Annotated in this window: 16 protein-coding genes and 4 tRNA genes; 9 read left to right on the forward strand and 11 right to left on the reverse strand. The window is 43.0% G+C overall.

All coding sequences use genetic code 11. The features are described from left to right. The 7 genes from ACROAE_RS07390 to ACROAE_RS07420 all read left to right on the forward strand — a co-directional run. The coding region (locus tag ACROAE_RS07390) for a beta strand repeat-containing protein (RefSeq protein WP_432400359.1) at positions 1–3,155 on the forward strand (3,155 nt) is incomplete at its 5' end. Between the two features lie 85 nt (positions 3,156–3,240). Next, on the forward strand, positions 3,241–5,418 hold the full coding sequence (locus ACROAE_RS07395) for a type I secretion system permease/ATPase (RefSeq protein WP_432400360.1): 2,178 nt from the start codon (positions 3,241–3,243) through the stop codon (positions 5,416–5,418). Beyond that, positions 5,415–6,797, forward strand: coding sequence for an HlyD family type I secretion periplasmic adaptor subunit (locus ACROAE_RS07400; protein ID WP_432400361.1), 1,383 nt, complete (start codon positions 5,415–5,417; stop codon positions 6,795–6,797). Before ACROAE_RS07395 ends, ACROAE_RS07400 begins: the two co-directional genes overlap by 4 nt. A 78-nt stretch (positions 6,798–6,875) precedes the next feature. Continuing rightward, complete coding sequence (locus ACROAE_RS07405) at positions 6,876–8,228, forward strand: TolC family outer membrane protein (RefSeq protein WP_432400757.1); 1,353 nt, start codon at positions 6,876–6,878, stop codon at positions 8,226–8,228. Beyond that, the gene (locus tag ACROAE_RS07410) at positions 8,228–8,833 is read left to right on the forward strand and encodes an OmpA family protein (protein ID WP_432400362.1); all 606 of its coding nucleotides are present in this window, start codon (positions 8,228–8,230) and stop codon (positions 8,831–8,833) included. The genes ACROAE_RS07405 and ACROAE_RS07410 overlap by 1 nt, the downstream gene beginning before the upstream one ends. An 85-nt stretch (positions 8,834–8,918) precedes the next feature. Next, entirely contained in the window at positions 8,919–9,569 is a 651-nt protein-coding gene (locus ACROAE_RS07415) for a transglutaminase-like cysteine peptidase (protein WP_432400363.1), read from the forward strand. A 7-nt stretch (positions 9,570–9,576) separates the two neighbouring features. Next, positions 9,577–11,499 carry a bifunctional diguanylate cyclase/phosphodiesterase gene (locus ACROAE_RS07420; RefSeq protein WP_432400364.1) on the forward strand — a complete coding sequence of 641 codons (1,923 nt, stop codon included), beginning with the start codon at positions 9,577–9,579 and terminating at the stop codon, positions 11,497–11,499. Positions 11,500–11,749: 250 nt separating this feature from the next. Here ACROAE_RS07420 and ACROAE_RS07425 read toward each other — a convergent pair. The 4 genes from ACROAE_RS07425 to ACROAE_RS07440 form a co-directional block, all read right to left on the reverse strand. After that, positions 11,750–11,826 (reverse strand) — tRNA-Pro (locus tag ACROAE_RS07425). A 61-nt stretch (positions 11,827–11,887) separates the two neighbouring features. Further along, positions 11,888–11,964 (reverse strand) — tRNA-Pro (locus ACROAE_RS07430). 21 nt (positions 11,965–11,985) lie between these two features. Next, positions 11,986–12,061, reverse strand: a tRNA-His gene (locus ACROAE_RS07435). A 50-nt stretch (positions 12,062–12,111) separates the two neighbouring features. Next, a tRNA-Arg gene (locus tag ACROAE_RS07440) sits at positions 12,112–12,188 on the reverse strand. A gap of 252 nt (positions 12,189–12,440) precedes the next feature. Here ACROAE_RS07440 and ACROAE_RS07445 point away from each other — a divergent pair. Further along, complete coding sequence (locus ACROAE_RS07445; protein ID WP_432400365.1) at positions 12,441–15,065, forward strand: bifunctional diguanylate cyclase/phosphodiesterase; 2,625 nt, start codon at positions 12,441–12,443, stop codon at positions 15,063–15,065. Between the two features lie 92 nt (positions 15,066–15,157). Here ACROAE_RS07445 and rep read toward each other — a convergent pair whose 3' ends face one another. Next, a complete protein-coding gene (gene rep / locus ACROAE_RS07450) occupies positions 15,158–17,170 on the reverse strand; it encodes a DNA helicase Rep (RefSeq protein WP_432400366.1) in 2,013 nt (670 codons plus the stop codon). Between the two features lie 140 nt (positions 17,171–17,310). On the opposite strand from rep, the gene ubiK reads away from it, so the two are divergent. Beyond that, the gene (gene ubiK / locus ACROAE_RS07455) at positions 17,311–17,559 is read left to right on the forward strand and encodes a ubiquinone biosynthesis accessory factor UbiK (protein ID WP_432400367.1); all 249 of its coding nucleotides are present in this window, start codon (positions 17,311–17,313) and stop codon (positions 17,557–17,559) included. A gap of 102 nt (positions 17,560–17,661) precedes the next feature. Here ubiK and ACROAE_RS07460 read toward each other — a convergent pair whose 3' ends face one another. The 6 genes from ACROAE_RS07460 to ilvC all read right to left on the reverse strand — a co-directional run bounded on the left by ACROAE_RS07460 (position 17,662) and on the right by ilvC (position 26,567). Beyond that, a complete protein-coding gene (locus ACROAE_RS07460; protein WP_432400368.1) occupies positions 17,662–18,804 on the reverse strand; it encodes a pyridoxal-phosphate-dependent aminotransferase family protein in 1,143 nt (380 codons plus the stop codon). Positions 18,805–19,062: 258 nt separating this feature from the next. Further along, complete coding sequence (gene ilvA, locus ACROAE_RS07465; RefSeq protein WP_432400369.1) at positions 19,063–20,628, reverse strand: threonine ammonia-lyase, biosynthetic; 1,566 nt, start codon at positions 20,626–20,628, stop codon at positions 19,063–19,065. Position 20,629: 1 nt separating this feature from the next. Continuing rightward, positions 20,630–22,489, reverse strand: a complete 1,860-nt coding sequence (gene ilvD, locus ACROAE_RS07470; protein ID WP_432400370.1) for a dihydroxy-acid dehydratase — start codon at positions 22,487–22,489, stop codon at positions 20,630–20,632. Between the two features lie 79 nt (positions 22,490–22,568). Continuing rightward, positions 22,569–22,826 (reverse strand): acetolactate synthase 2 small subunit, encoded by a 258-nt coding sequence (gene ilvM, locus ACROAE_RS07475; RefSeq protein WP_432400371.1) that lies wholly within the window; start codon positions 22,824–22,826, stop codon positions 22,569–22,571. After that, entirely contained in the window at positions 22,823–24,508 is a 1,686-nt protein-coding gene (ilvG, locus tag ACROAE_RS07480; RefSeq protein ID WP_432400372.1) for an acetolactate synthase 2 catalytic subunit, read from the reverse strand. The genes ilvM and ilvG overlap by 4 nt, the downstream gene beginning before the upstream one ends. A gap of 577 nt (positions 24,509–25,085) precedes the next feature. After that, positions 25,086–26,567 (reverse strand): ketol-acid reductoisomerase, encoded by a 1,482-nt coding sequence (gene ilvC / locus ACROAE_RS07485; RefSeq protein ID WP_432400373.1) that lies wholly within the window; start codon positions 26,565–26,567, stop codon positions 25,086–25,088. Between the last annotated feature and the right edge of the window lie 67 nt (positions 26,568–26,634).

Here is a 26,634-nt window from a genome sequence, read left to right on the forward strand (position 1 = left end):
GCACCCAGATCGGCGACACTCTCGTCGTGACCGATGGCAGTGGAAACGTATTAGCGACGGTCACCGTGACGCAAGCGATGCTAACCAATGGTTACGCTGTTGAAGTGCCTGTGACTGCAGGCGCAACAGAAGTGAACGTCACGGCTCAAGTCACTGACGCTGCAGGTAACCTATCGATTATCGCGACAGATAAAGAAGGGATCGATAAAACTGCTCCTTCGGCATTATCAATTATCATCGTTGATGACGGCACTCCTGGAGATGGCTGGTTAAATAATAATGAAATATTAGCTAATGGCAGTGGAATACAAATTAAAGCTGAGGCAGATCATGCAGATCTTACTGCTGGCGGATTTGTTTCAATATCGACAACAGTTAATGGCATCGAAGTGTCATTTGACCTGAAATTAGAAAATGGCCAATTAGTTAATTTGGATGGTTCTGTACCTAATGTTGCTTTCAGTTATAACAATGGTGAGATTACATGGACTGCTGATGTACCAACTGCAGGTGAACAAATTACTGTTGAGATATCTCAAACTGATGCAGCTGGGAATGAATCTATAGCCGTCACAGACACCGCAATAATTAACAACGTCGATGCCAATGATGATATCCCTGGTTCGTCATACACAGTAACGACAGGTTCTAGCAGTAATTGGGCTATCCCGCAGTCAAACGGTGAAAACAAAATGACCATCTCAGCTCGTAATGCTGATGGTTCTATGGGTGTGGTCAATATTGAAAGCGGTACAGGGAAGCTAGGCGTGTCAGGCTCTCCTCGTGTTGGTGACCAAATTATTGGCCAAATAGAATACGACTCTGCTTCAGGCACATCTGAATCTATCGTGATTGATTTTAATGGTTTAGTAAATCAGGCAACGTTCAGCGTTTCAAACATGTTTACTAATGAAAATGACGGTGAGCAAGGGGTCTGGAAGGCTTACTACAATGGTCAATTGGTCGCGAGTGAAACATTTAAAACGCTATCTGGCGATAAAGGTACATTCACGATCGATACCGGTACTATCGTCTTTGATCAGTTAGTCTTTGAGGCGACTAAAACCATTAGTGAAACAAATAGTGGCACATTATTAAGTGATTCTTCGGATTACTTCTTGACGAGTATTACCGCGTCGGGTCCTGCCATTATGGGGACTTACTTGGTCTCTGAAGATGGTGTGTTAACTATTTCCAATCCAAATCAAGGGTTACTCAATAACGACTCAGATGCACAAGGAAATACCTTTGCACTAACTGATGTGAATGGCACTGCTGTAGCTGATGGACAAGTTGTGATATTACCTAGTGGTGCATTATTAACTATCCACAGTGATGGTACTTATTCTTATGACACTAATGATTCATTTGAAGCCTTAACAGCAGGTCAACTAGCTACAGATACCTTTACTTACACAGTTACTGATCAATACGGCGCAACAGATACAGCAACAGTGACGATTAACATTGTTGGCGAATCTGATTCTGGCACGGTTTACGATAAATACACTGGTAATCCAGGTAATGATGTGATTAAAGGTACCGTTAATAACGATATTATTGTCAGTGATCAACAGGGCTTACAGATTGTTGCAGGTGAGAACTACAATATCGCATTTATCTTTGATACATCCGGTAGTATGGCTGGCGTTGTTGCAGAAGCTAAAACGGAGCTCGAAGCAGTCTTTAACTCACTTGCTAATAGCGCGACGGGCTCGCACAGCGGCACCGTAAATGTGTTACTGACGAATTTTGCAACTGGGTCAAATTACTCTGTATCAGTAAATATGGACGATCCAAACGCGGTCCAAACGCTGCTTACTGAATTAGCAAAAATGAGCGCCAGTGGTTCCACTAATTATGAAGCTGGTTTTGAGTCTGCAATAAATTGGTTTACTAGCAGCACTGTGCTAAATAATGTTGGAAATAATATTTCTTACTTCATTACTGATGGTTCACCAAATGCACAAACAGTTGACACTAATACTTCAACAGTATTAATGAGTTATGATGTTGCGACCAGTAGTTATCAAACCTTAAGTAGTTTGTTGACTTCTAATAACTATGTTAAAGGCAACGTCATCAGCAGCATAGATGGTCAAGTTATTGTCAACGCTAGCGGTGCTGTGTATTCACCATACACAGGCGCTAAAATTGGCCAATTAAGCTTTAACACTAATAATACTGTTAAAAGCTTTACAGACAATGGTACAAATACAACCGCTCAAGCGCAGCATGCATTTAACTTGCTTGCCGCAGTGTCTGAAGTTGAAGCAATCAGTTTAGCTAGTGCTAACGGCAACACTACGGTTAATGAGGCCAACCTAAAACTATATGATACAGACGGCTTCGTCCGAGCTTCTATCGATGTGTCTGATCTATCAAGTGTTATCACAGGCTCTGAGACATTCCAATCTCAAGGTGATGATAATACGGTTGGTAATCAAGGTGATGATATTATCTTCGGTGACCTGGTTAAATTTAGTGGTTCATCTGAGCAAGGTTACGTTGCATTACAAACCTATGTAGCTGGTAAGACTGGTCAAAACGTTGCGGATATTGACGTTAAAGCAGTCCACGATTACATCCGTGATCATGTGAATGAATTTAATATCAATAACACCAACGACGGTAACGACATTTTAGATGGCGGTATTGGTGACGATATCTTATTTGGTCAAGGTGGCAATGATACTATCTATGGCGGCGAAGGTAATGACGTGCTTATCGGCGGATTAGGCAATGACACACTAATCGGTGGATTAGGCAGTGACACCTTTGTGTGGTCTAAAGGTGACATTGGGACTGATACCATTAAAGATTTTGAAGTGAACAACGATACACTTCATATCAGCGATTTATTGCAAGATGAGCAGAATGGTAATCTCGATGATTACCTGGACTTCTCGTTCAGCAATGGTAATACCACAATCTCTATTGATGCTAATAAAGATGGTACGGTAGACCAAGTGATAGTATTAGATGGTGTAGACCTGTCGCAGCAATATGGCGCTACGACTGATGGTGTTATTATTAATGGGTTGCTAAATGATGGCGCACTCATTGTTGATACACCAGCACAAACCCCTGCACCATCACCAGGAACCACCCCTGTCGATCTTTATGACCAGTACAGTGGAAATATTATTCCTTAATAACAACACATTGACTGCGTCACATAGTAATATGTGACGCATCACTTGTTATTTCTAACAATAATAAATTAAGGACTCTTATTAGGTGCCTATAACTGCGTCTAAAACAAGCGAGCAGTGGACGATTTCTGCTTCACAACGGGTAACGGTTGATCCGCTTCTCGATTGCTTAGTATTGCTGACAGAACACTTTGGCAGCCCTTGTTCTATTGATTCTTTGGCTGCGGGTTTACCGCTGTCAGGCTCAGTTATTTCACCCGAATTAGTACCACAAGCTGCTGCTAGAGCAGGCTTGTCGGCCAAATTATCACGTAAAGACCTAAATCAAATATCAGACATACTATTGCCATGCATTTTATTGTTTAAAGATAAAAAAGCCTGTGTGTTAAGAGAGATTGATTTAGAAAATGACAAAGTTGTTATTCAATTACCTGAAACTGGTGGCGAAGATAACCTAACCCTAGAGGAACTAGAGTCCTTATATGTGGGTTACTTATTTCTGGTCAAACAAGATTATCGTGGCGATAAAAGTTTCGATGTTCATTTACATGACAACAGCACTCACTGGTTAATGCAAAGCATTAAAGACTCCGCCCCTATTTATAGAGATGCACTTATTGCATCAGTATTGGTTAACCTATTCGCATTAGTCTCACCACTGTTTATCATGAACGTTTATGACAAAGTGGTGCCCAATTTAGCGTTTGAATCACTTTGGGTGTTGGCTATTGGTGCCGGGATTGCATATCTTTTCGATTTTATTATGCGTCAATTACGCAGTTATTTAATCGATATTGCTGGCAAAAAAGTCGACATTATCGTTTCCTCAAATTTATTTGCTAAAGCCATTGGTATTCCGCTGTCAAAACGCTCCCCAAGTGTAGGCGGAATGGCAAGGCAACTCGGTGAGTTTGACAGTATTAGAGAGTTTTTAACCTCAGCAACAATCACTGCACTGGTCGATTTACCTTTTGCCTTGCTCTTTGTCATCATCATTTACATTGTGGCGGGTGATTTAGCACTTATTCCAGTTTTTAGCAGTATTGTCATTATCGCAGTGACCCTCTACCTACAACCTAAATTAAAGCAAGCCATTGAAGAAAGTAATCGTTTTTCAAGCTTAAAGCATGGCCACTTAATTGAAAGTTTAACCGCGCTTGAATCAATTAAGGCAAACGGTGCTGAAGGTTTAGTGCAGAAAAGCTGGCAGCAAATGATTGGCCATACCGCTAACTGGCAATTAAAAAGTAAAAAGCTCTCTAACCATGTAGCCCATGTTGCCAATTTTATGGTGCAAGTGACGGTAGTGCTGGTTGTGATTTTGGGTGTATATCGTTTAGCTGATAACGAAATATCCATGGGCGGCATTATTGCTGCTGTCATGCTATCAAGCCGGGCAATTGCCCCAATGGCCCAATTAGCAGGTCTTATTTCTCGTGGGAATCATACCATCAGTTCGTTACGTCAACTTGATGCCATCATGGAAGAAGAAGATGAGTTCGAAGACAAAGGGCATCTCGTCAGCAAAGAACGTATTATGGGAAAAATCGAAGCCGATAATATCAGTTTTAATTTTCCTGGCACAGAAAAGCCGAGCTTACACCCCTTATCACTGCGTATTAAACCAGGTGAACGAATTGCCATTATCGGACGCAATGGTTCCGGTAAAAGTACCTTAGCAAAACTGCTACTCGGCTTATATAAGCCGACTCAAGGTAGCCTTCGATATGATGGTTTAGACTCAGGACAAATTCATCCGAGCGATTTAAGACGTAACTTTGGTTATCTGCCACAAGATGTCACCTTATTTCACGGAAGTATCCGCGACAATATTTTATTCGGGTCGCGCCAGGTGACTGAACATCAATTAATGAGAGCCATTCAGCTTTCAGGCGTAGGCATGTTCACCAATTTAGAGTCGGAAGGACTTGATCAACAAGTGGGAGAAGGTGGTTTAGCATTAAGCCGAGGCCAACGACAAACCGTAGCCTTAGCCAGAGCGACACTTAATGATCCGTCTATATTGCTCATGGATGAACCCACAGCCAGTTTAGATGCACGCGCAGAGAAGCAATTTATTCGCTCTATGCAACTTGTTAGCCGTGACAGAACCTTGCTCTTAATTACGCACAAAATGCACCTGCTTAACTTGGTTGATCGTATTATTGTATTAGATAAAGGCCATGTGATGGCTGACGGCCCTAAAGATGAAGTGCTAGCCATGCTTAACTCTGGCGCAATGGCTGGAGAGCAAAACGCATGAGCAAACATCTAACGGCAGAAGATTTAGAGATGGTTGACGACGTATATGGTGCCATTATGACCGATGCCCCGACAGGACATCGCCTCATTATTTGGTCATTAGCCGCAATGATGGTCTGCTTTGTTGTTTGGGCATATTTTTCTGAATTAGACCAAGTCACAACAGGTCAAGGCAAAGTCATTCCCTCTTCGCAAATCCAAATCATTCAGAGCTTAGATGGCGGAATACTTCAAGAAATCTATGTTCAAGAAGGCTTGATGGTTACTAAAGGTCAACCATTAGCTCGTATCGATGATACACGTTTTAGGTCTGATTTTGGCCAACAAGAACAAGAAGTATATGGACTGCAAACCAACATAATCCGTATGCGTGCAGAGTTAGACAGCATTGTGATTTCAGATATGTCCTCTGACTGGCGTCAACAAGTTAAAATTACCAAACAGGTATTAGCTTTCCCTGGTGAGACAATAGAAGCCGAGCCTGCATTAGTAAAACGCCAACAAGAAGAATACTCGCTGCGTTTAGATAACTTAAACAATCAACTCGAAATATTAGTGCGCCAAATCCAGCAGCGTCAGCAAGAAATTGAAGATTTAGCATCAAAAATTAAAACTCTCACGAAAAGTTACCAACTGGTTAGCCGTGAGCTTGAATTAACTAAACCGCTTGCTCGAAAAGGGATTGTGCCAGAAGTCGAGTTATTAAAACTTGAACGAACGGTGAATGATATCCAGGGTGAACTGCAGTCATTACGCCTCTTAAGGCCTAAAGTCAAAGCTGCAATGGATGAGGCGATTTTGAAACGTCGTGATGCTGTATTTGTTTATACCACCGACTTACGGGCGCAATTAAACGAGTTACAAACAAAATTATCACGTATGAATCAGGCACAAATTGGTGCATTTGATAAAGTCAGCAGAGCGGTAATCTCTTCGCCTGTCATTGGCACAATTAAAAAAATCTACTTTAATACTTTAGGTGGAGTTGTGCAGCCTGGTGAACAAATCATTGAGATTGTGCCATCAGAAGATAAACTACTGATAGAAACTAAAATTACACCAAAAGATATTGCTTTCTTACACCCTGGATTACCCGCTATAGTTAAAGTAACAGCATATGACTTTACTCGATATGGCGGCCTTAAAGGTACAGTAGAACATATTAGTGCCGATACATCACAAGATGAAGAAGGTAATAGTTTTTACATTATAAAAGTAAGAACAGAACAATCGAGTTTACTAAAAGACGATGGCACAGAGATGCCAATAATCCCAGGAATGCTCACTTCGGTGGACGTTATCACTGGGAAAAAATCAATACTTGAGTACATTTTGAATCCAATTTTAAGAGCGAAAGATACCGCCCTTAGAGAGCGCTAAGAAGAACCAGGAGGGTTTTAAATGAGCACTATAAAAAATCAGCACACAAAGATCAGTGCAGTTGCACTTGCTTTGTCTATGCTGATTGCACCCGCAGCCTCAAGTCAATCACTTGAACAAGCTGTTGCGCATACGCTAGACACCAATCCAGATTTACGGATTGCGTTTAACCGCTTTAAAGCACGTGAAGAGCAAGTTAACCAGGCATCTGCCGGTTATATGCCAACTGTCGATCTGACAGCGGGTTACGGCTGGGAGCAAACTGATAGCCCTTCGAGTCGTCGTAAAGCAGGCCAAGGCGACGTTGATAACGATGGCACAATTGATCTAGAACGTGGTGAAGCCGGTTTTAGCATCAAGCAAATGTTATTTGATGGCTTTTATACCAGTAGCGAAGTTGATCGCTATTCTTCCGAAACCACCGCAGATCAGTGGGCATTATTTGCTGCAGCAGAAGACATGGCATTAAATGTATCTAAAGTGTATTTAGACTACATTCGTAGCCAGCAAGTGTTAACGCTGTCAGAAAAAAACCTAGAAAGCCATAAAGCTATTTATGATCAAATTAAAGAGCGTACTGACTCAGGATTAGGTTCAATTGCGGATTTGTCGCAAATTACCGGTCGTTTAGCACGAGCTAATGCGAATGTGGTTTCTGCGAAAAACAATTTAGAAGATGCTAAAGCTGCATTTATTCGAATTGTTGAGTCAGAACCAGAAGATCTTATTTTGCCAGTACCAGATGCAGATATGATCCCAGAAAGCTTAAATAAAGGTGTGATGCAAGCCAAAAGCAACCATCCAATCCTTAAGTCTGCTGAAGGTGATATCAACGCGGCAAAATATGAGCGTAGTTCTGCTAAGGCAAATTATTTCCCACAGCTAAGTTTAGAGCTTAACGGTAACTGGAATAATGACGTTGATGGTGAAGACGGTTATAGCGCATTGAGCAGCCAAAATGTTAATGGTCATAGTAATGATTTAGTGGCCATGGTTCGCGTTAAATATAACTTATTTTCAGGCGGAAAAGATTTAGCACGCGATAGAGAGACTGCGTACAAAATTAATGAAGCCAAAGAAATTCAACAACGTGCATATCGTCAAGTTGTTGAGGGTATTTCTTTAGCCTGGAACGCCTACGAAATGCTTGCACCACAAAAGCAATATATTCGTGAACATGTTGTCGCAGCAAAGCAAACGCAAGTCGCTTATGTGCAACAGTTTAATTTAGGTCAGCGTACTCTTCTCGATTTACTGGACACTGAAAACGAGTTATTTGAAGCGCGTAAAGACTACCTACAAACTGAATATGACGAAATTGCAGCTCGCTACAGAGTGTTAAATGCTACTGGCAGTTTGCTTGACTCACTGAGAGTCACACGCCCTGAAGAATGGCGCGGTGAACGCTCGTATGAGGGAGGGGTTCAATAATGAAATACTTAATGATTCTACTCGCTATGTTGACCGCCACTGGCTGTGCAATGAACGATATTGTTGAGCTCAATAAACCAACAAAGCAAAACTTCGACTTAACAGATATGGACAAAGATGGTGTTATCACTGCACGTGAAAACTGTGCAGGAACGCTATTAGGCGCTGAAGTTGATAATTATGGTTGTGGTCAGGTTCACGATATCAATGAGACCCAAGAGCTAAACATCTTTTTTGCGAACAACTCTGAAGTCATTGAGTCGCAGTATTATGACCAAATAGAAAAAATCGCTAAGCTGATGAAAAAGTACCCGACGACAAAAGTGGTTATCGAAGGTCATACTAGCTTAAGAGGCAGTTATGAACTCAATTTAGCTTTGTCTCAAAAGCGTGCAAAATCAGTCATCGATGTACTCGAGAATACTTTTGGTATTAGCCCTGAGCGCATGTCAGCGGTTGGTTATAGTTTTGACAAACCAATTGATACCAGTGGCACACCTGAAGCAGAAGAGCGTAATAGACGTGTTATCTCGACAATATCTGGCGAAGATACAATGTCAAAGATGAGATGGAATATCTATACTGTTGACGATGAGAATGAATAATCGTTAAACAGGATATTGATCATTGAGTCGTAAAGACAAACATGTCACTGCATCGTTTTATAAAAGGGTCTGCCACAGTGTAATTGTGACATCGGCCCTTTTAGTTTCATGTTTGTTTGCGGCGCCAACTCAAGAGTTAAATCAGCAGCAAATTGTATCTGCATTAACGAAACGTTACGGCGACAGAGCGGCACTTCGCGCTAATGCATGGTTTAAAATTATTGATGATGCACAGCAATTAAGTGATATCGATAAATTGAAGAAGGTAAATCACTTTTTCAATTTATTTAGGTTTATCGACGACCAAACACTGTGGGGCGACTCAAACTACTGGGCATCCCCGATGGAGTTTATTGGTGTTAATGGCGGCGACTGTGAAGATTTTTCTATCGCAAAGTACTTTACCTTACTCCAGCTTGGCGTATCGGAAGACAAAATGCGGATCACCATGGTAAAAGCCACAACGTTAAACCAATACCACATGGTATTAGCTTATTACGAACAACCTAATTCAATACCACTGGTATTAGATAATTTAGACAAAACCATCAAACCTGCGACACAAAGAAGAGATCTTCTGCCTGTATACAGTTTTAATGGTAAACAATTATGGTTAAACAAAGAAAAAGGTCGAGGAGTGTTAGCTGGCTCATCATCACGCCTTGAAAAATGGACTGACCTTAAACTTAGATTAGGCGTAGACCGCTTACGCCGACCAAAACTCAACATGGAGTAGTGACAACATGACCCTGTTCAGGCAGATCTATGCGTTACTTTTTGCACTTTTCTTGTTAACTATTGCAAGTGTGGCCTACGTACAATTTTCAGAAACCCAAGGTTTTTTAACCAAACAGATGGAGTCTGATCTTAATAATGCCAGTAACTCTTTAGGATTAATGCTGACTCCGGTATTGGAGTCAGGCGATACTGCTGGCGCAGAGACTTTAGTCAATGTCATCTTTGAAGGCGGCTACTATCAGCAGATCAAACTAACCTGGCTTGTCGACGGTAAGCAACAGGTTTGGAATAATTCGGTAAGAGTGAGTAATGTACCGCAATGGTTTATCGACCTAAACCTGTTTAAGAGTATCAACAAACAAACGACAATTACCTCAGGCTGGCTGCAGCTTGCTACCTTAGAAATCGCGGCTCATCCAGGTTTTGGTTACCAAGAGTTATGGCGCATTATTACTGATATTGTCATTCTTTTTTCTATCTTATTTTTAATTGCCATTGTGTTTGCCAGAGTGGGATTAAGCTGGATTTTAAAACCATTAAACACCTTGTCTGTCCATGCAAAACAAATTTCAGATCGCCAGTTTGGCCCAGACATGCCAGCGCCCAAAACCAAAGAGCTCAAAGAACTGGTTAACGCATTTAATAGTATGTCTGCACAGCTGAAACAAGTTTTCAATTCACTTGACGAAGAAGTCTCAGCATTACGTAAGAAAAACCTCGTTGATCAGGTTTCAGGCCTTCCCAATCGACAATACATGGTGAGCCGCATTAACGGTTGGTTAAGCGAACCAAGTACCGGCGCGCTGTATTTAGTCAAAATGGACTGGCTAGAAGATGTACACAGTAAGTATGGCTTCCAAGTCCGTGATGAAACCATTCGTATCCTGTCAGAAAAATTACAATATCATCAAGATGAAATTGCTCAATCGGTCATCGCACGCATAGCCGCTTATGAATTTGCATTTTTGGTAGAAGACTGTGAACACGACCAGCTAACTAAGTACCTACAAAGCCTCATACGCACAGTAAACAAGGAAATATCGAAAGCAGGCTGCAAACCTAATGAGCAGTTTAATATCGGTGTAGCCGAACGTTTAGGGCAAATGACAGTATCCGATATGATGGCTCAAGCAGATAACGCGCTGCAACAATCTATCAAAGATGCCAAAGTCTTCCATTGGTTTGAAAATACCCAGCAGCAATTGTTTACTCGTGAAGAGTGGCGAACAAACTTAGGTTATGCGATTCAACATAAAAAGTTTGAGTTCCGCTGGCAGCCAATTCAACTAAACGCCAAAGATGAAGTCTGTCAGCGCGAATTATATTGTCAGTTACAAATCGCCAATACTACGCTTCATGCTGGCCAATTTATGCCTTATGTTGAACTATTGTCTCTGGGAACCATGCTCGATCGGTGTCTAATAGAGACAGTAAATGAACACAGATTACTTGAGCGTAACTACGAAAGAGTCGCCATTAACTTAACCAATCAAAGTATTAGCGATTTTGAGTTCCATGCATGGTTAAAGCAGTTTCTACGCGCGAATAAATATCCTGAACGTATTTGTTTTGAAATCCCAGAAGCTAGCGTATACAGCGATTTAGAAGCATGTGAAAACTTGTGTAAAGTCATTAGAGACAGTGGCGCGCACTTTGGTATCGATCACTTTGGTCGTCAATTTGGCTCAATGGCTTATTTACAAAGCTTAAGGCCGCATTACGTCAAACTCGATCAATCATTTGCTTATATTGAAGACAACCAGCATAACAGTGAATTATGCCGGGCATTAGTTAACGTCGCTAAAGGCTTAGACATCCAAGTCATTGTCACTGGTATTCAAGAGAAACAACAGCTCAGCCGCTTTACAGAGCTTAGGGTCGATGCCTACCAAGGCTTTATCTCGCCACCGGTTAATGTAAAGCTATAACGCCGAGCGACGGAACCTATCAACAAACCACTCTTCGGAGTGGTTTTTTTATGGCTTTGAATTCGTACTTGTATGAGTTTTTATAATAAAAAACAAACCTCGCACAAACTGTATCGTACTCTCCCATGAGCAGTAAGCAGTAAGCCAGGAGTGTTATGTCGCGATAGGGAAATAGGTATAAAAAGGAAAAGATTGGAATGAAAATCTGAAAACAAAAAAGCCACTCTAATGAGTGGCTTTTTTGTTAAATTGGTCGGTGATAGAGGATTCGAACCTCTGACCCTCTCGTCCCAAACGAGATGCGCTACCGGGCTGCGCTAATCACCGAAATTTATTTCAAACTTTTACTATAAACAAGTTAACTAACTCTTAACTCATTTTAACAATGTGGTCGGTGATAGAGGATTCGAACCTCTGACCCTCTCGTCCCAAACGAGATGCGCTACCGGGCTGCGCTAATCACCGAAAATAAAACATTGAATTGAATGGGGTGACTGATGGGGCTCGAACCCACGACAACCGGAATCACAATCCGGGACTCTACCAACTGAGCTACAATCACCACTGACTTTCAATTCTACTAACCAATTACGACATCACGTACTTGCCGAATGGTGCGCCCAGAAGGATTCGAACCTTCGGCCTTACCCTCCGGAGGGGTACGCTCTATCCAGCTGAGCTATGGGCGCTCGCCTTGGTTAGCGACGCATATAGTAGGGATAAAACACTCTCACGTCTAGCCCTGATTTACTTTTTTTAACTGACTGATTAAGTTTTGAGTCATTTACGCTAACTATTTGTGCTCTTTGACTCATTACTCATAATTATTAACTTTATACTTACATTTATTTCGCTTGGATCACATTTGTATTTATGGTAATTATAATGATTGTTCAAAAATATTTGTTCACATTATTAATAGGATAACACCTGCTCGGGATATGGATACCAAAATTAGTCACCCAACAACATCTCCGCGTGTCGAGCACCTACAAAAAAGGATTGCTCGTTTAAAGCGTTTGGCTAAAAAATATAAGCGTTCTGAAATTATTCAAAATGCACTGTTAGGTATTTCTAATATCGCAACCCAGGTGGCATCACTGGATGATTTCTATCAACGTGTCCATTTACATCTTCAACAACTCATCCCAGCAGAAAACTTTTTTATAGCCTCTAGAGATCTCAAAACAGGGTTAACCAGTTTACCCTTTTTTGCTGACCAGCAAGACTCGCATCCAACGGAGCTTTACCCAGATCAAGAAATATCCTCTTTACTCAATAGTGGATTGACAGGCTATGTACTGCGCAATGGTGAGCCATTGCTTTGCGACGATAATAAATTTAATGCATTAATCGCCTGTGGCGACATTAAAAGTTTAGGGTCACCTTGCCATCAATGGCTTGGCGTCCCCATTAGAAATCAAGATGTAGTCACCGGCGTGTTGGTGGTTCAGAGCTATAACGAAGATAACACCTACGGTGAATTAGAATTAGAATTAATGGGTTTTATTTGCCACCATATCTCAGGTGTGATGGAACGACTAGAACATCATGAACAACTCGAGCAAGCCATTACTGAACGAACCAAAGAGCTCAGTCAGGCTTACAACAAAGTCACCATTGAAGTTCAAGAACGCGTTAAAGCCGAAAAGCTGCAAAAAACCTTATTCGAAATCGCTGATTTATCTGCATCGAATGTGCCGCAACAAGACTTCTATCTTCGCCTGCACGCGATTATCAGCCAATTAATTCCAGCGCATAATTGTTTTATCTCATTAATTGATGATAACAACATGCTGTCGTTTCCATTTTATGTTTCGCAAATGACCGCCCAGTATCCAGCATCACGTCCCATGCAGGATGGCTTAACCGAATACATTTTACGCCATAAGTTACCGCGATTATTGTCGGCCAAAGACATTGCTAACATGGTCACAATGGGCGAAATTTATTCTAAATCGCCAGAGCTCAATAAAACTCAGAGAATGCACCAATGGATTGGTATTCCACTACTGATTAATGGCGATGTGGCAGGTGCATTAACCATTTACAGCCTAGATGATGAACACATCTATCAATCAAAAGATTTAGAACTACTGACTTTTGTTTCACAACATATTGCCAACGCCATCGAACGCAAACAAGCCGTAGAGTCGTTAAAAAGTAGTTACGAGCTGTTAGAAGATAAAGTGGTCGAGCGGACTCGCGCGTTGGCTGAACTCAACAATAATTTGCAGCAAGAAATACTTCAACGTCGCAAAATTGAAGATCAGCTGGTACACGATGCGCAGCACGACGGACTCACAGGTTTACCCAATCGCAGCTATTTAATGGAACGATTGTCTCAAGCATTAAAGCACTTACGTCGCCATGGCTTAGATCAGTTCGCACTGTTATTTATCGATTTAGACCGCTTTAAACTGATAAACGACTCATTTGGCCATTTAGAAGGTGATCGCTTCTTAATCGAAACGGCGCAGCGCATAAAATCATGCGTACGCGACAATGATACATTGGCCAGAATGGGCGGAGATGAGTTTGTTATTTTACTGGATGCCATTCATTCTACCGATGATGCCGTCGAAGTAAGCGATCGGATACTGCAAGCTTTATCGATGCCTTATACTTTAGCCAAACAAGAATTTATTTCTGGTGCCAGTATTGGTATCGCCTTTAGCGGCCGTAATAAGCTTGTCACCAGCGAATCGATACTACGCGATGCTGATGCTGCCATGTACCAAGCAAAAGCCAATGGTAAAGGTTGTTACGTTATTTTTGATGATCAGCTGAGTGCGCAGTCAAAGCTACAGCACGAACTTGAAATTGATTTTAAAAAAGCACTTGAACGGCAAGAGTTTGATATTCACTACGTGGAAGTCGTCGATTTTACTACTGGTGAAATTATTGCCATTGAACCACATGTTGAATGGCAACATCCTGAGCACGGCATCATTGAACACACTAAGATGAAACGTTTAGCGGCACAATATCAACTGACATTGAACTTAGACGGTTATATTTTTACTCACTTGAGCAATCAATATCAGTGGTTAAAACAGCAGTATCAACCAAATGTCACTCTGCACTTGTCAATTAGTAGCCAACATATTAAAAACAAGTTTGTCTTACGCAACCTCAAAAACACCATTAAAAACAGCAATATTGAACTCAGTAAACTCATGTTGTTTTTTAACGAAAAAGCCTTAGTTCAAGATACTGAAAACCACATCAATGGTTTCGACCTTATCTCTCAGTTAGGCGTTCAAATTGGTATTGATGGGTATGGTACAGGATACAGCTCATTAAGCTGCCTCAGTTTTTTGCCCATAAAAGCGTTGAAACTCGATAATGACATCAGTAAACACTTATTAAATGATAAACAATTACAATTAGTTAAAGCCTATCAACTCACAGCACAAACACTCGAGTTTGAAATGTACGCCACCACTGTCGACACGCAGCAACAAGTGCGGCAATTTTTAGAACTCGGCTATATGCGCGGCCAAGGTCGGGCTATTAGTAAATTATTTAACGAAAAAAAAAAGCCTTATAAGTCCTGCGCGTGATCGCTAAAATCCCGACTCGATACTCAAAAAGGCTTTGCTTTAATATTCTTTGATTTAAGATTGCTTTAGTTTGATATTGCTTTGATTTGAGATTACTTTTTAAACATATCACGTATGTTAGCAATATGACTCTTGCTGGTTTCAACCCGCTGTTGTTCTGTTTGTACTGGTTTGCGATTTTCCCAAATTAAATCATCTTGGGGTAACTCAAGTAAAAAGCGGCTCGGCTCGCAGCGCATAGTCTCACCAAATTGACGACGTTCACGGCATATCACAAACCACAACTCACGCTGCGCCCTTGTAATTCCTACATAAGCCAAGCGTCTTTCTTCATCGACGTTATCTTCATCAATACTCGATTGATGCGGTAAAATACGCTCTTCTACGCCCACCATAAACACAAACGGATACTCAAGCCCCTTCGATGCGTGCAAGGTCATTAACTGCACCTGATCGCCGCCCTCATCTTCACTATTACGCTCCATCATGTCGCGTAGCGTTAATCGGGTCACAACTTCGGGTAATGTCATGGCTTCATCAAGTTCGTCGCCCTCAAGCATTTCAGTCACCCAGCGATACAGCTCTGAGATATTCTTCATGCGCATCTCTGCCGCTTTCGCACTGGTGCTGGTTTCGTATAAATAATCTTCATAATTAATTTTACGAATAAGCTGCTTAATGGCTTCGACAGGCTCACCTCGAGTGGCAAGCTCACCCGTATCAACAATAAATTTGCCAAATTGATAAAGAGAGTTAACGGCTGCAGGCGCTAAATGATGATTAAGTTCCACATCAAAAATGGCTTCAAATAATGAAATATGCTTTTGGTTGGCAAAGTTACCCAATCGCTCCAGGGTTGCAGGACCAATACCGCGCTTAGGTAAGTTAACCACACGCAAGAATGCGTTATCGTCGTCAGGGTTCACCACCAGGCGCAGGTACGCCATAATGTCTTTAATTTCTGCCCGAGAGAAAAACGAGGTGCCACCACTCAGTTTATAAGGAATACGGTTAGTCATAAGCGCACGTTCTAATAAGCGCGACTGATGATTACCCCGATATAAAATGGCATAATCGCCAAATTGAGTACGGCCAACAAACTTATGACGAATAATTTCAGCGACAACACGTTCGGCTTCTTGCTCCTCGTTAGCGGCAATTAATACCCTAAGCGGTTCACCATAAGCAAGTTCACTAAAAAGCGCCTTGTCATAAACATGGGGATTGTTGGCAATCAATATATTAGCAGCGCGCAAAATACGTTGACTAGAACGATAATTTTGCTCCAACTTAATCAGTTTTAATTTCGGAAAGTCAGTGCCTAATAATACTAGGTTTTGTGGTTTGGCACCGCGCCACGAATAGATTGACTGATCGTCATCTCCCACCACGGTAAATCGGGCACGTTCGCCCACTAACAGTTTCACTAATTCATATTGACTGGTGTTAGTGTCTTGATACTCATCCACCAGCAAGTATTGAATCCGAGTTTGCCAGCGGGTACGGACTTCCTCGTTCATTCGCAGCAATAAGGTCGGGATTAAAATAAGATCGTCAAAATCGAGCGCGTTATAGGATTTCATATGTTGCGCATAACGTTGGTACAACATGGCAAACAATTGCCCTTGTTCATCCTTTGCCAAGCTGCGCGCTTGCTGAGGAATAATCAAACCACCTTTCCAATTTGAAATGGCCGAGGCAAGGGCTTTAATTAAATCTTTGTCTTCGTCTAACTCATCTTGAGTCAGCTCTTTTAATAAGGCGAAGGTGTCTTGGTCATCAAATAATGAAAAGCCTGCTTTTAAGCCAAGCACTTTATGCTCACGCTTAATGATCTCTAACCCCAAGGTATGGAAAGTCGAAATCCACAGTCCACGCGCTTCTTTACGGCCCATTGACTGCGCGACACGCTCTTTCATTTCACGGGCTGCTTTGTTAGTAAATGTCACCGCGGCAATATTACGCGCTTTGTAACCGCACTTTTCAACCAAGTAAGCGATTTTATTAATGATGACACGTGTTTTACCGCTGCCAGCACCCGCAAGCACTAAGCACGGACCCGAGACATAATGTACGGCTTCATTTTGCCCTGGATTGAGTTTCATTAATCACACTGCCTCACTAAACTAAACGAAGGCGGATCATAGCAGAATCAACTGATGACGGTTAACGAAAATCACACTTTGGTTTTGGAAATACGCTCACCTCGGTTACAATTAGCTCAATATATCAGTAGGGGATCATAATGATTAATCCAAAGAAAATTGAAGAGCTCGCAAAACAACTTAGCGACAACTTACCTAGCGGTGTTAAGCAATTTGCCGGTGAGTTTGAAGAACGCAGCAAACAGATATTGCAAAACCAACTGATGAAACTGGACGTGGTATCACGCGAAGAATTTGAAGTACAACAACATGTGTTACTTAAAACACGTGAAAAGCTTGAAGCATTGCAAGCACAAGTCAATGAATTAGAAAAGAAGTTTGCTGACTAACTGTTGCAATACCAAAGTATCGTACTGACTCTGTTGACCATAAAAAATGACGCTAATTAGCGTCATTTTTTATTTATACGTTAGCTTGCTTAAACTCGCTATTTATTTTTGAGCAAGAGACTCTTCTAAGGCGCGCAAACACAAAGCTACATTTTCGCGACGTGCGCCAAAGCCCATTAAGCCGATACGCCATGCTTTACCTGCTAATGCTCCTAAGCCGGCACCAATCTCAAGGTTATATTCTTCTAACAGATGTTTACGCACTGCTGCATCATCCACACCTTCGGGAATATACACCGCGTTCAATTGTGGCAATCTTGACGCTTCGTCTACCACAAATTTAAACCCAAGCTGGGTTAAACCATCACGCAATAACAGGTGCATTTTACGGTGCCTTGCCCAGGCATTTTCTAGCCCTTCATTGGCCAGTAAACGCAGTGACTCATGCAGCGCATAAAGTGCATTCACAGGTGCAGTGTGATGATAGCTGCGCTTAGCGCCACTGCTATTACCCCAATAACCCATCACTAAGGTTTGGTCCAAAAACCAGCTTTGCACTTGGGTGGTACGTGCTTTTAATTTAGCGACGGCTTTAGGTGAAAATGATACAGGTGATAAACCCGGCACACATGACAAACATTTTTGGCTGCCGGAATAAATAGCGTCAATGCCCCATTCATCCACCAGCAATTCAACGCCACCCAAAGAGGTGACCGCATCAACAATGCTAATACAATCGTGTAATTGCGCTAATGTGCACAAGGTTTTCGCATCAGACAATGCACCTGTTGAGGTTTCAGCATGGACAAAGGCTAAAAACTTCGCATCTGGATTTGCCACAAGTGCAGCTTCAACTTTGTCAGGACACACTGGCTCGCCCCATTCATTGTCGACCACAACGGCTACACCACCGACACGCTCAACATTTTGGCGCATGCGCTCACCAAACACGCCGTTGCGGCAAACAATGACTTTTTCACCGGGTTCAACCAAGTTAACAAAGCAGGTTTCCATGCCGGCACTACCAGGTGCTGATACGGCTAAGGTCATTTCGTTTTTGGTTTGAAAGGCATACTGAATAAGGCTTTTTAACTCATCCATCATACCGACAAAAAGCGGATCTAAGTGGCCAATAGTTGGTCTCGACTGTGCAGCAAGCACTTCAGGATACACATCAGATGGACCAGGTCCCATTAGGGTACGGCGCGGTGGCATAAAAGCTGGAATAGTTGGTACGGGTAACATCAATGTCTCCTTAAAATGAGGTCGTATATGCATGTGTAAAGCTACACGCATATGGAAAAATTTACCCTACATATAAGCAACCCGTCACAATCATATGATGTACTAATGACATCACACTTTGGCGGTGTGGGTTATTACCTACGAATATATTTTCGTTTTAGGCGCCCTGACAATATCACATTGAGGCTCTAAATCACCTCAATGTGATATTTATTTAGCGTTAAGCAACTGATTAGTGTTGTGTAATTTGTAACACATTTAGCTCTTAGCTCTATTTAAAAATAACTTGTAAGCCGGGCTGTGAGTTTCTTCTTGATAGACAAAGTCTAGGTCTGTTAAAAACTGTGCAAAAGCGGCATCATCTTTTGCTGGCACTTCAAAACCCGCCAACACGCGACCAAACGCCGCGCCATGATTACGATAATGGAATAAGCTGATATTCCACTTACTTTGCAGCGTGGTTAAAAACTTCAACAATGCTCCAGGATGCTCAGGAAATTCAAAACTAAATAAGCGCTCTTCTAACGGCTCAAGTGGATGCCCACCGACCATATAGCGAACATGTAATTTAGCGGTTTCATCTTGAGATAAATCTTGTACTTCAAAGCCTTCTAACTCGAGTTTAGCGATAATGTCAGCCAGCTCGGCTTGGCCACCGGTTAAACGAATACCGGCAAACACCACCGCCATATCGCGACTGCTAAACCGGTAGTTAAACTCGGTCATCGGGCGCTTTTCAAGTAGTTCACAAAAGCGTAAAAAGCTGCCGGGTTTTTCTGGCACTTTTACCGCTAATACCGCTTCTTTTTGCTCACCAAGTTCACAGCGCTCTGACACATAACGTAAACTGTGAAAGTTCACATTAGCCCCACTCAAAATGGCTGCGACCTTCTTCGGCGCGTCACTACTGTCGCCATGCAAACTCATATACTTTTTAAGGCCTGCAATTGACAATGCGCCAGCGGGTTCAGCTATCGCACGGGTATCTTCAAAAATATCTTTCACTGCGGCGCAAATTTCATCTGAAGTTACGGTTACGACTTCGTCGACATATTCACGTGCAAGCCTAAAAGGCTCTGTGCCAATACGTTTCACCGCGACACCGTCGGCAAATAAGCCCACTTGAGCTAACGTGACTGGCTCATCTGCTTCTAATGCCGCTTTTAAACACGCAGCATCTTCAGGCTCGACCCCAATAATTTTGACTTGTGGCATGACCGCTTTGTAATAGGCAGCAATCCCCGCAATTAACCCGCCACCGCCCACAGGCACAAATACCACTTCAATATCACGTTGTTGCTGCACCATCTCCAGAGCAATAGTGCCCTGACCGGCAATAACCGCTTCATCGTCAAACGGTGCGATATAGACGCGTCCTTCGGTGGCCGACAAGTTTTTAGCAAAATCGTTGGCCTGATCGAACGCCTGTCCATGCAATACAACATTGCCGCCCAAGCGACGTACGGCATCAATTTTGATGTCTGGTGTGGTACTTGGCATCACAATAACCGCATCTATCCCGCGACTGGCCGCCGACATCGCCACACCTTGAGCATGATTACCTGCAGATGCACACACTACGCCTCTATCGCATTCTTCTTGCGTGAGCGCAGCGATACGATTGTATGCACCGCGCAGTTTAAATGAATGTACTGGCTGCATGTCTTCACGTTTTAAATACACCTGACAACCAAAGCGAGCTGACAGTTTATTCATGCTCGACAGCGGCGTCACTTTCGCGACATCGTATACAGACGACAGCAAAATTTTCTGTAAGTAATAATGCGCTAGATCTAATTGAGTTTGAGATGCCAAAGCCAACATACTACCCCTCCAGTTTGGTACGATCGCGAACGGCACCTTTGTCTGCACTGGTCGCTAATAACGCATAGGCTTTTAAGGCTAATGACACATAACGTTCACGTGATACCGGTTTCCAACCCAGCGGGCCTTTTGCATCCATAGCTTGGCGACGACGCGCTAATTCCTCGTCGCTGACATTCAATTGAATTGCGCGCTTAGGGATGTCGATCGCAATTTGATCGCCGTTTTCAATAAGTGCAATTGTGCCACCTGATGCCGCCTCAGGTGAAACATGCCCAATAGACAAACCTGATGTACCACCAGAGAAACGACCGTCGGTGATCAATGCGCATTGAGTGCCTAAACCACGCGATTTAAGGTAAGTGGTGGGGTAAAGCATTTCTTGCATGCCTGGGCCGCCTTTAGGGCCTTCATAACGAATAACCACTACGTCACCAGCGACCACTTCACCACCTAAAATCCCCGCAACAGCATCATCTTGGCTTTCATACACTCGGGCGCTGCCCACAAAGGTTAAATTAGACTCATCAACACCTGCCGTTTTCACGATACAGCCGTCAACCGCAACGTTACCAGACAATACGGCTAAGCCGCCTTCTTGACTAAAGGCAAACTCACGTGAGCGAATACAGCCATTTTCACGGTCGTCATCCACGCTGTCCCAACGGCAATCTTGGCTAAAGGCTTTTTGGGTGGGAATACCGGCAGGGCCTGCGCTAAAGAAACGAATGACGGCAGGGTCGTTGGTTTGTTTGATATCGTACTTTGCTAACACTGATTTTAAATCGCCACCATTGTCTGCTGCGACATGCGGTACGTCGTTATGGATTAGCCCTGCACGATCTAACTCACCTAATATGCCCATTACGCCACCAGCACGGTGGACATCTTCCATATGGTATTTAGGCGTTGATGGTGCAACCTTACATAAATGAGGCACTAGGCGCGATATGCGATCAATATCTGCCATCGTAAAATCAATTTCTGCCTCTTGCGCGGCAGCCACTAAATGCAACACTGTATTAGATGAACCGCCCATGGCAACATCTAATACCATAGCGTTTTCGAATGATTTAAATGAAGCAATATTACGCGGCAATGCTGTTTCATCGTCGTGCTTGTAATAACGTTCAGCTAACTTCATAACCCGGCGACCTGCTTCTAAAAACAGTTCACGGCGATCCGCGTGTGTTGCTAACATTGAACCATTACCGGGTAATGATAATCCTAGCGCTTCTGTTAAACAGTTCATCGAGTTAGCGGTGAACATGCCAGAGCACGAACCACAAGTAGGGCAAGCACTTCGCTCAATCTGCTTACTGTCTTCATCACTCACATTGGTGTCTGCACCCGCTACCATGGCATCGACCAAATCAAGCTTAATGATTTGGTTCGACAGCTTGGTTTTACCCGCTTCCATTGGTCCGCCAGACACAAACACTACGGGAATATTTAACCGTAGCGCCGCCATTAACATGCCTGGAGTAATTTTGTCGCAGTTTGAAATACACACTAACGCATCGGCACAATGCGCATTCACCATATACTCAACGCTGTCGGCAATAAGCTCACGAGAAGGCAAACTGTAAAGCATGCCGCCGTGCCCCATCGCGATACCGTCATCGACAGCAATGGTGTTAAATTCTTTGGCGATGCCACCGACTTCTTCAATGGCGCTAGCCACTAGCGCGCCCATGTCTTTTAAATGCACATGTCCTGGAACGAATTGGGTAAATGAGTTGGCAATCGCAATAATTGGCTTACCAAAATCGGTTTCTTTTACGCCAGTGGCTCGCCATAGTGCACGGGCGCCTGCCATGTTGCGGCCTTCGGTACTGGTTGCTGAACGTAATTTTGGCATTGCAAATATCCTTGTGTAATGTGGTGCGCGTTACTTATTTAGTCACAAATAACGCTCAAAAATAATATATCGCGAAAGCTTAACTGTTAGCTGCTTGCCCAAGAGACACCGCTGGCATCACTTTGCAATGTGTTACATCAATGAGCTTATCTAGTTGATTGCTTAGCAGTTCAATGGCACGTTCGGCTTCAACCCATAAATCAATAGCCATACTCGCATCTTCATTGATGCTGACATGCATTTTGGTCACTTTAAATCCACGATGGCGAGTGACACGCAACACACGTTCTAGCACTTCTGGACGTTGTTGAACGGTTATTTCAAGATTATGCATCATGTTTGCTTCTCCATTTGATCCATCATGTCACTGTTACTGGCTCCGGGTGGAACTAATGGCCAAACGTTAAAGGCATCATCAATCGAGACGTGCAACATGTAAGGTCCACTGCTGTTAAGCATTTCATCTAACGCTTGCTCTACTTGATCAGCATGATTAATAGTGCGGCCAGGAATATCAAAAGCCGACGCCATTAACACAAAGTTGGGGTTATCAGATAAGTCCGTTTCGCTGTAGCGTTCTTCAAAAAACAACTGCTGCCATTGCTTGACCATGCCTAATTTTTGATTATCTATCAGTAAAATTTTAACCGGCAGCTTACGACGTTTAATGGTAGTCAATTCCTGGACATTCATCATAAATGAGCCATCACCGGATACTGTGACCACGGTAGCATCTGGGCGAGCCACTTGAGCGCCAATCGCTGCAGGTAAACCAAATCCCATAGTGCCAAGGCCAGCGCTAGACAAATGATCTTCAGGACGACGGAACCACATATGTTGTGCGACCCACATTTGATGTTGACCCACATCGCATGCAACCACACTGTCTTCGGGTAACTTATTCGCTAAGCGGCGCAACATCGCAGGTGCATAAATTAAATCGCCAGGATGTTGGTAATCCCATTGATGCTTACGCGACAGCTCTTCAACTTCGGCTTGCCACTGGCTAATGGCCATTTTGCCTTTTACCGCTTCGGTTAACGCGGGTAATACTTGACGAAGCTCAGCGGCGATAGCCACATCTGGCTGGCGTAATTTACCTATTTCAGCTGCATCGATATCAAGATGCAATACTTTGGCGTTACTGGCAAAGCTGGCTAAACGCCCGGTAACACGGTCATCAAAGCGCGCGCCAACCACAATGAGTAAATCACACTCTTGTACTGCTAAATTAGCGCCTTTGCCCCCGTGCATACCCAGCATGCCTAAATAACCTTTGGTTCCATGAGCAACACTGCCCAGGCCTTTTAAGGTCGCAACAGAAGGAATACCACTCACATCGATAAACTCACGTAAATGAGCAACGGCTCCTGCCATACCCACACCACCACCCACGTATAAGATTGGCTTACTCGCTTGGGTCAGTAACGCTGCTGCAGTGTCTAGTGCGGTTAATGTTGGAGTCAATTCGTCGGCAACACTTTGCAACGGAGTTTTGTATTCAAGCTCAGCAATTTGGATATCTTTTGGGATATCAACTAAAACAGGGCCGGGTCGGCCTTCTGCGGCAATTTCAAAAGCGCGGTATAACGTAGGGATTAACTCATTGATGTCGGTGACCATAAAACTGTGCTTGGTACACGACAAAGACATACCTAACACATCGATTTCTTGAAAAGCATCAGTACCAATGACGCTGGTCGAGACTTGACCCGTAATCGCCACCAGTGGAACAGAATCGAGCAAGGCATCAGCTAACGAAGTAATTAAGTTGGTCGCTCCAGGGCCAGATGTTGCGAAACACACTCCAGTTTTACCGCTTGCTCTTGCATAACCTACAGCGGCAAAAGCGGCGCCTTGTTCATGACGGCTAAGCAAGTGCTCTACAGGGCTGCCGTAGAGGGCATCATAAATGGGCATAATCGCCCCACCAGGATAACCAAACACTGTGGTAACACCATGTGCTGCTAATACTTTGATAACTGCATCCGCGCCGCGCATTTTCTGTCCTGCTTCCATATTTTCATCTCTACTTCGTCAATGATTATGCTTGCTCTACTGTGTCATTTTTTACTTAACCCTAACTCAGGTTACTTTGCCTAGAAACTAAAAAACCCCCGGTCCTTTCGGAGCGGGGGTTTTTGTTAACTGTTTGACTCTTAGGTCAGTCTAGTTGCCAAACGCCACCCCCGCTGTGACTTAATAATCACTACGGTAATAATCGCGAGAATGAGCATGGCTGCATGATTTAGCATTTTGTAGACTGTATCCTAAGTTTCTAATATTTTTTCGTTCGGTTATGTTCAATAAACGTTACGGTATATCTAACAAGTACCATAAAAGATTTACCAAGCACAACTAAAAAATCGTCTATGTAAAAAAATTCAGCTTCCCTGCCGAGACAATGCAAACAACAACAAAAACTTAACTCATGAGTTCGATTAAAAATAATCCGAGAACTCACTCTAACAATTTGTTTTTTCAGCGACCCAACCAATAGCATTGGGTCGTTTCGATTGATGCCTGTCCGACAACGGAGCTATATTTTTAGCTAAAAACACTGAACAGGTACAACATCAATTAAGTACGTAAGTACTTAGCCCGCTTCAACAATACGCTTCATGTCTGTCATGTAACCGCGCAATTCTGCACCGATATACTCAACATCTGTATGACGGATCTGCTCATTAACTTCAATTAGACGTTGGTTATCAACACCATTTGAGTCACTTGCCAATCCAGCGCCTAAATATTCAGAAGACATAGACTTAACGTAATCACGTAGCATTGGTACTGCAGCATGGTTGAATAAGTAACAACCGTATTCCGCTGTATCAGAGATAACCACGTTCATTTCGTATAAACGCTTACGTGCAATGGTATTCGCAATTAATGGCGTTTCGTGTAGCGACTCATAATAAGCCGACTCTTCAACAATCCCTGCGGCAACCATAGTATCAAAGGCTAATTCCACACCGGCTTTGATCATCGCCACTAAGAAAATACCTTTGTCGAAATACGTTTGCTCATCAATGTGTTCAGACGTTGTTGGCGCGTTTTCGAATGCGGTTTCGTTGGTTTCAGCTCTCCAACGTAGCAAGTTAGCGTCATCATTGGCCCAGTCTTCCATCATAGTGCGAGAAAACTCACCGCTGATGATGTCGTCCATGTGCTTTTCAAATAACGGCTTAAGGATGTCTTTTAACTCTTCAGCCATATCAAATGCTTTGATTTTAGCTGGGTTAGATAAGCGATCCATCATGTTGGTAATGCCGCCGTGCTTAAGCGCTTCGGTCACCGTTTCCCAACCTTGTTGAATAAGTTTACCGGCATAAGCAGGCTCAACACCGTCAGCAATCATTTTCTCGTAACCTAAGATGGCACCGGTTTGTAACATACCGCATAGGATTGTTTGCTCGCCCATTAAGTCAGACTTAACTTCAGCAACAAACGATGACATCAATACGCCGGCACGGTCGCCGCCAGTCGCACTAGCATACGCTTTAGCAATCGCTAAACCATCGCCTTTTGGATCGTTTTCTGGGTGAACAGCAATCAGTGTTGGCACACCAAATCCACGCTTATATTCTTCACGCACTTCTGTCGCTGGGCACTTTGGTGCAACCATAATGACAGTAATGTCTGAACGCACTTGCATACCTTCTTCAACAATGTTGAAACCATGTGAATATGCTAGCGTAGAACCTTGTTTCATTAACGGCATAACCGCATTAACAACATTGGTGTGCTGCTTGTCTGGCGTTAAGTTAAGCACGAGGTCAGCAGCAGGAACAAGCTCTTCAAATGTACCGACTTTAAACCCGTTATCGGTCGCTTTTTGCCAAGAGGCACGCTTTTCAGTAATGGCTTGTGGGCGTAGGGCAAAAGAAATGTTTAGGCCCGAGTCACGCATATTCAACCCCTGGTTAAGGCCTTGTGCACCACAACCTAAAATCACGATGTTCCAATCTTTAATGTATTGGCAACCGTCACTGAATTCAGTGCGATCCATAAAGCGGCATTGTGCTAATTGAGCTAGTTGTTGACGTAAATTCAGAGAGTTAAAATAGTTAGCCATCTGATACCACCTTTAAAATTTTGATATTTGGGACGCAAACTGCGTTTGATGCATACTCAAACTTTGC

Origin of the sequence: Shewanella sp. MF05960 (assembly GCF_050849305.1) — a bacterium.
Taxonomy (GTDB): domain Bacteria; phylum Pseudomonadota; class Gammaproteobacteria; order Enterobacterales; family Shewanellaceae; genus Shewanella.

Bases quoted from the DNA above. Each gene is read 5' to 3' on its own strand.
- ACROAE_RS07400 (WP_432400361.1), top strand. From the start codon at position 5,415: ATGAGCAAACATCTAACGGCAGAAGATTTAGAGATGGTTGACGACGTA.
- ACROAE_RS07405 (WP_432400757.1), top strand. From the start codon at position 6,876: ATGCTGATTGCACCCGCAGCCTCAAGTCAATCACTTGAACAAGCTGTT.
- ACROAE_RS07410 (WP_432400362.1), top strand. From the start codon at position 8,228: ATGAAATACTTAATGATTCTACTCGCTATGTTGACCGCCACTGGCTGT.
- ACROAE_RS07420 (WP_432400364.1), top strand. From the start codon at position 9,577: ATGACCCTGTTCAGGCAGATCTATGCGTTACTTTTTGCACTTTTCTTG.
- ACROAE_RS07445 (WP_432400365.1), top strand. From the start codon at position 12,441: ATGGATACCAAAATTAGTCACCCAACAACATCTCCGCGTGTCGAGCAC.
- rep (WP_432400366.1), bottom strand. From the start codon at position 17,170: ATGAAACTCAATCCAGGGCAAAATGAAGCCGTACATTATGTCTCGGGT.
- ubiK (WP_432400367.1), top strand. From the start codon at position 17,311: ATGATTAATCCAAAGAAAATTGAAGAGCTCGCAAAACAACTTAGCGAC.
- ACROAE_RS07460 (WP_432400368.1), bottom strand. From the start codon at position 18,804: ATGTTACCCGTACCAACTATTCCAGCTTTTATGCCACCGCGCCGTACC.
- ilvA (WP_432400369.1), bottom strand. From the start codon at position 20,628: ATGTTGGCTTTGGCATCTCAAACTCAATTAGATCTAGCGCATTATTAC.
- ilvD (WP_432400370.1), bottom strand. From the start codon at position 22,489: ATGCCAAAATTACGTTCAGCAACCAGTACCGAAGGCCGCAACATGGCA.
- ilvM (WP_432400371.1), bottom strand. From the start codon at position 22,826: ATGATGCATAATCTTGAAATAACCGTTCAACAACGTCCAGAAGTGCTA.
- ilvG (WP_432400372.1), bottom strand. From the start codon at position 24,508: ATGGAAGCAGGACAGAAAATGCGCGGCGCGGATGCAGTTATCAAAGTA.
- ilvC (WP_432400373.1), bottom strand. From the start codon at position 26,567: ATGGCTAACTATTTTAACTCTCTGAATTTACGTCAACAACTAGCTCAA.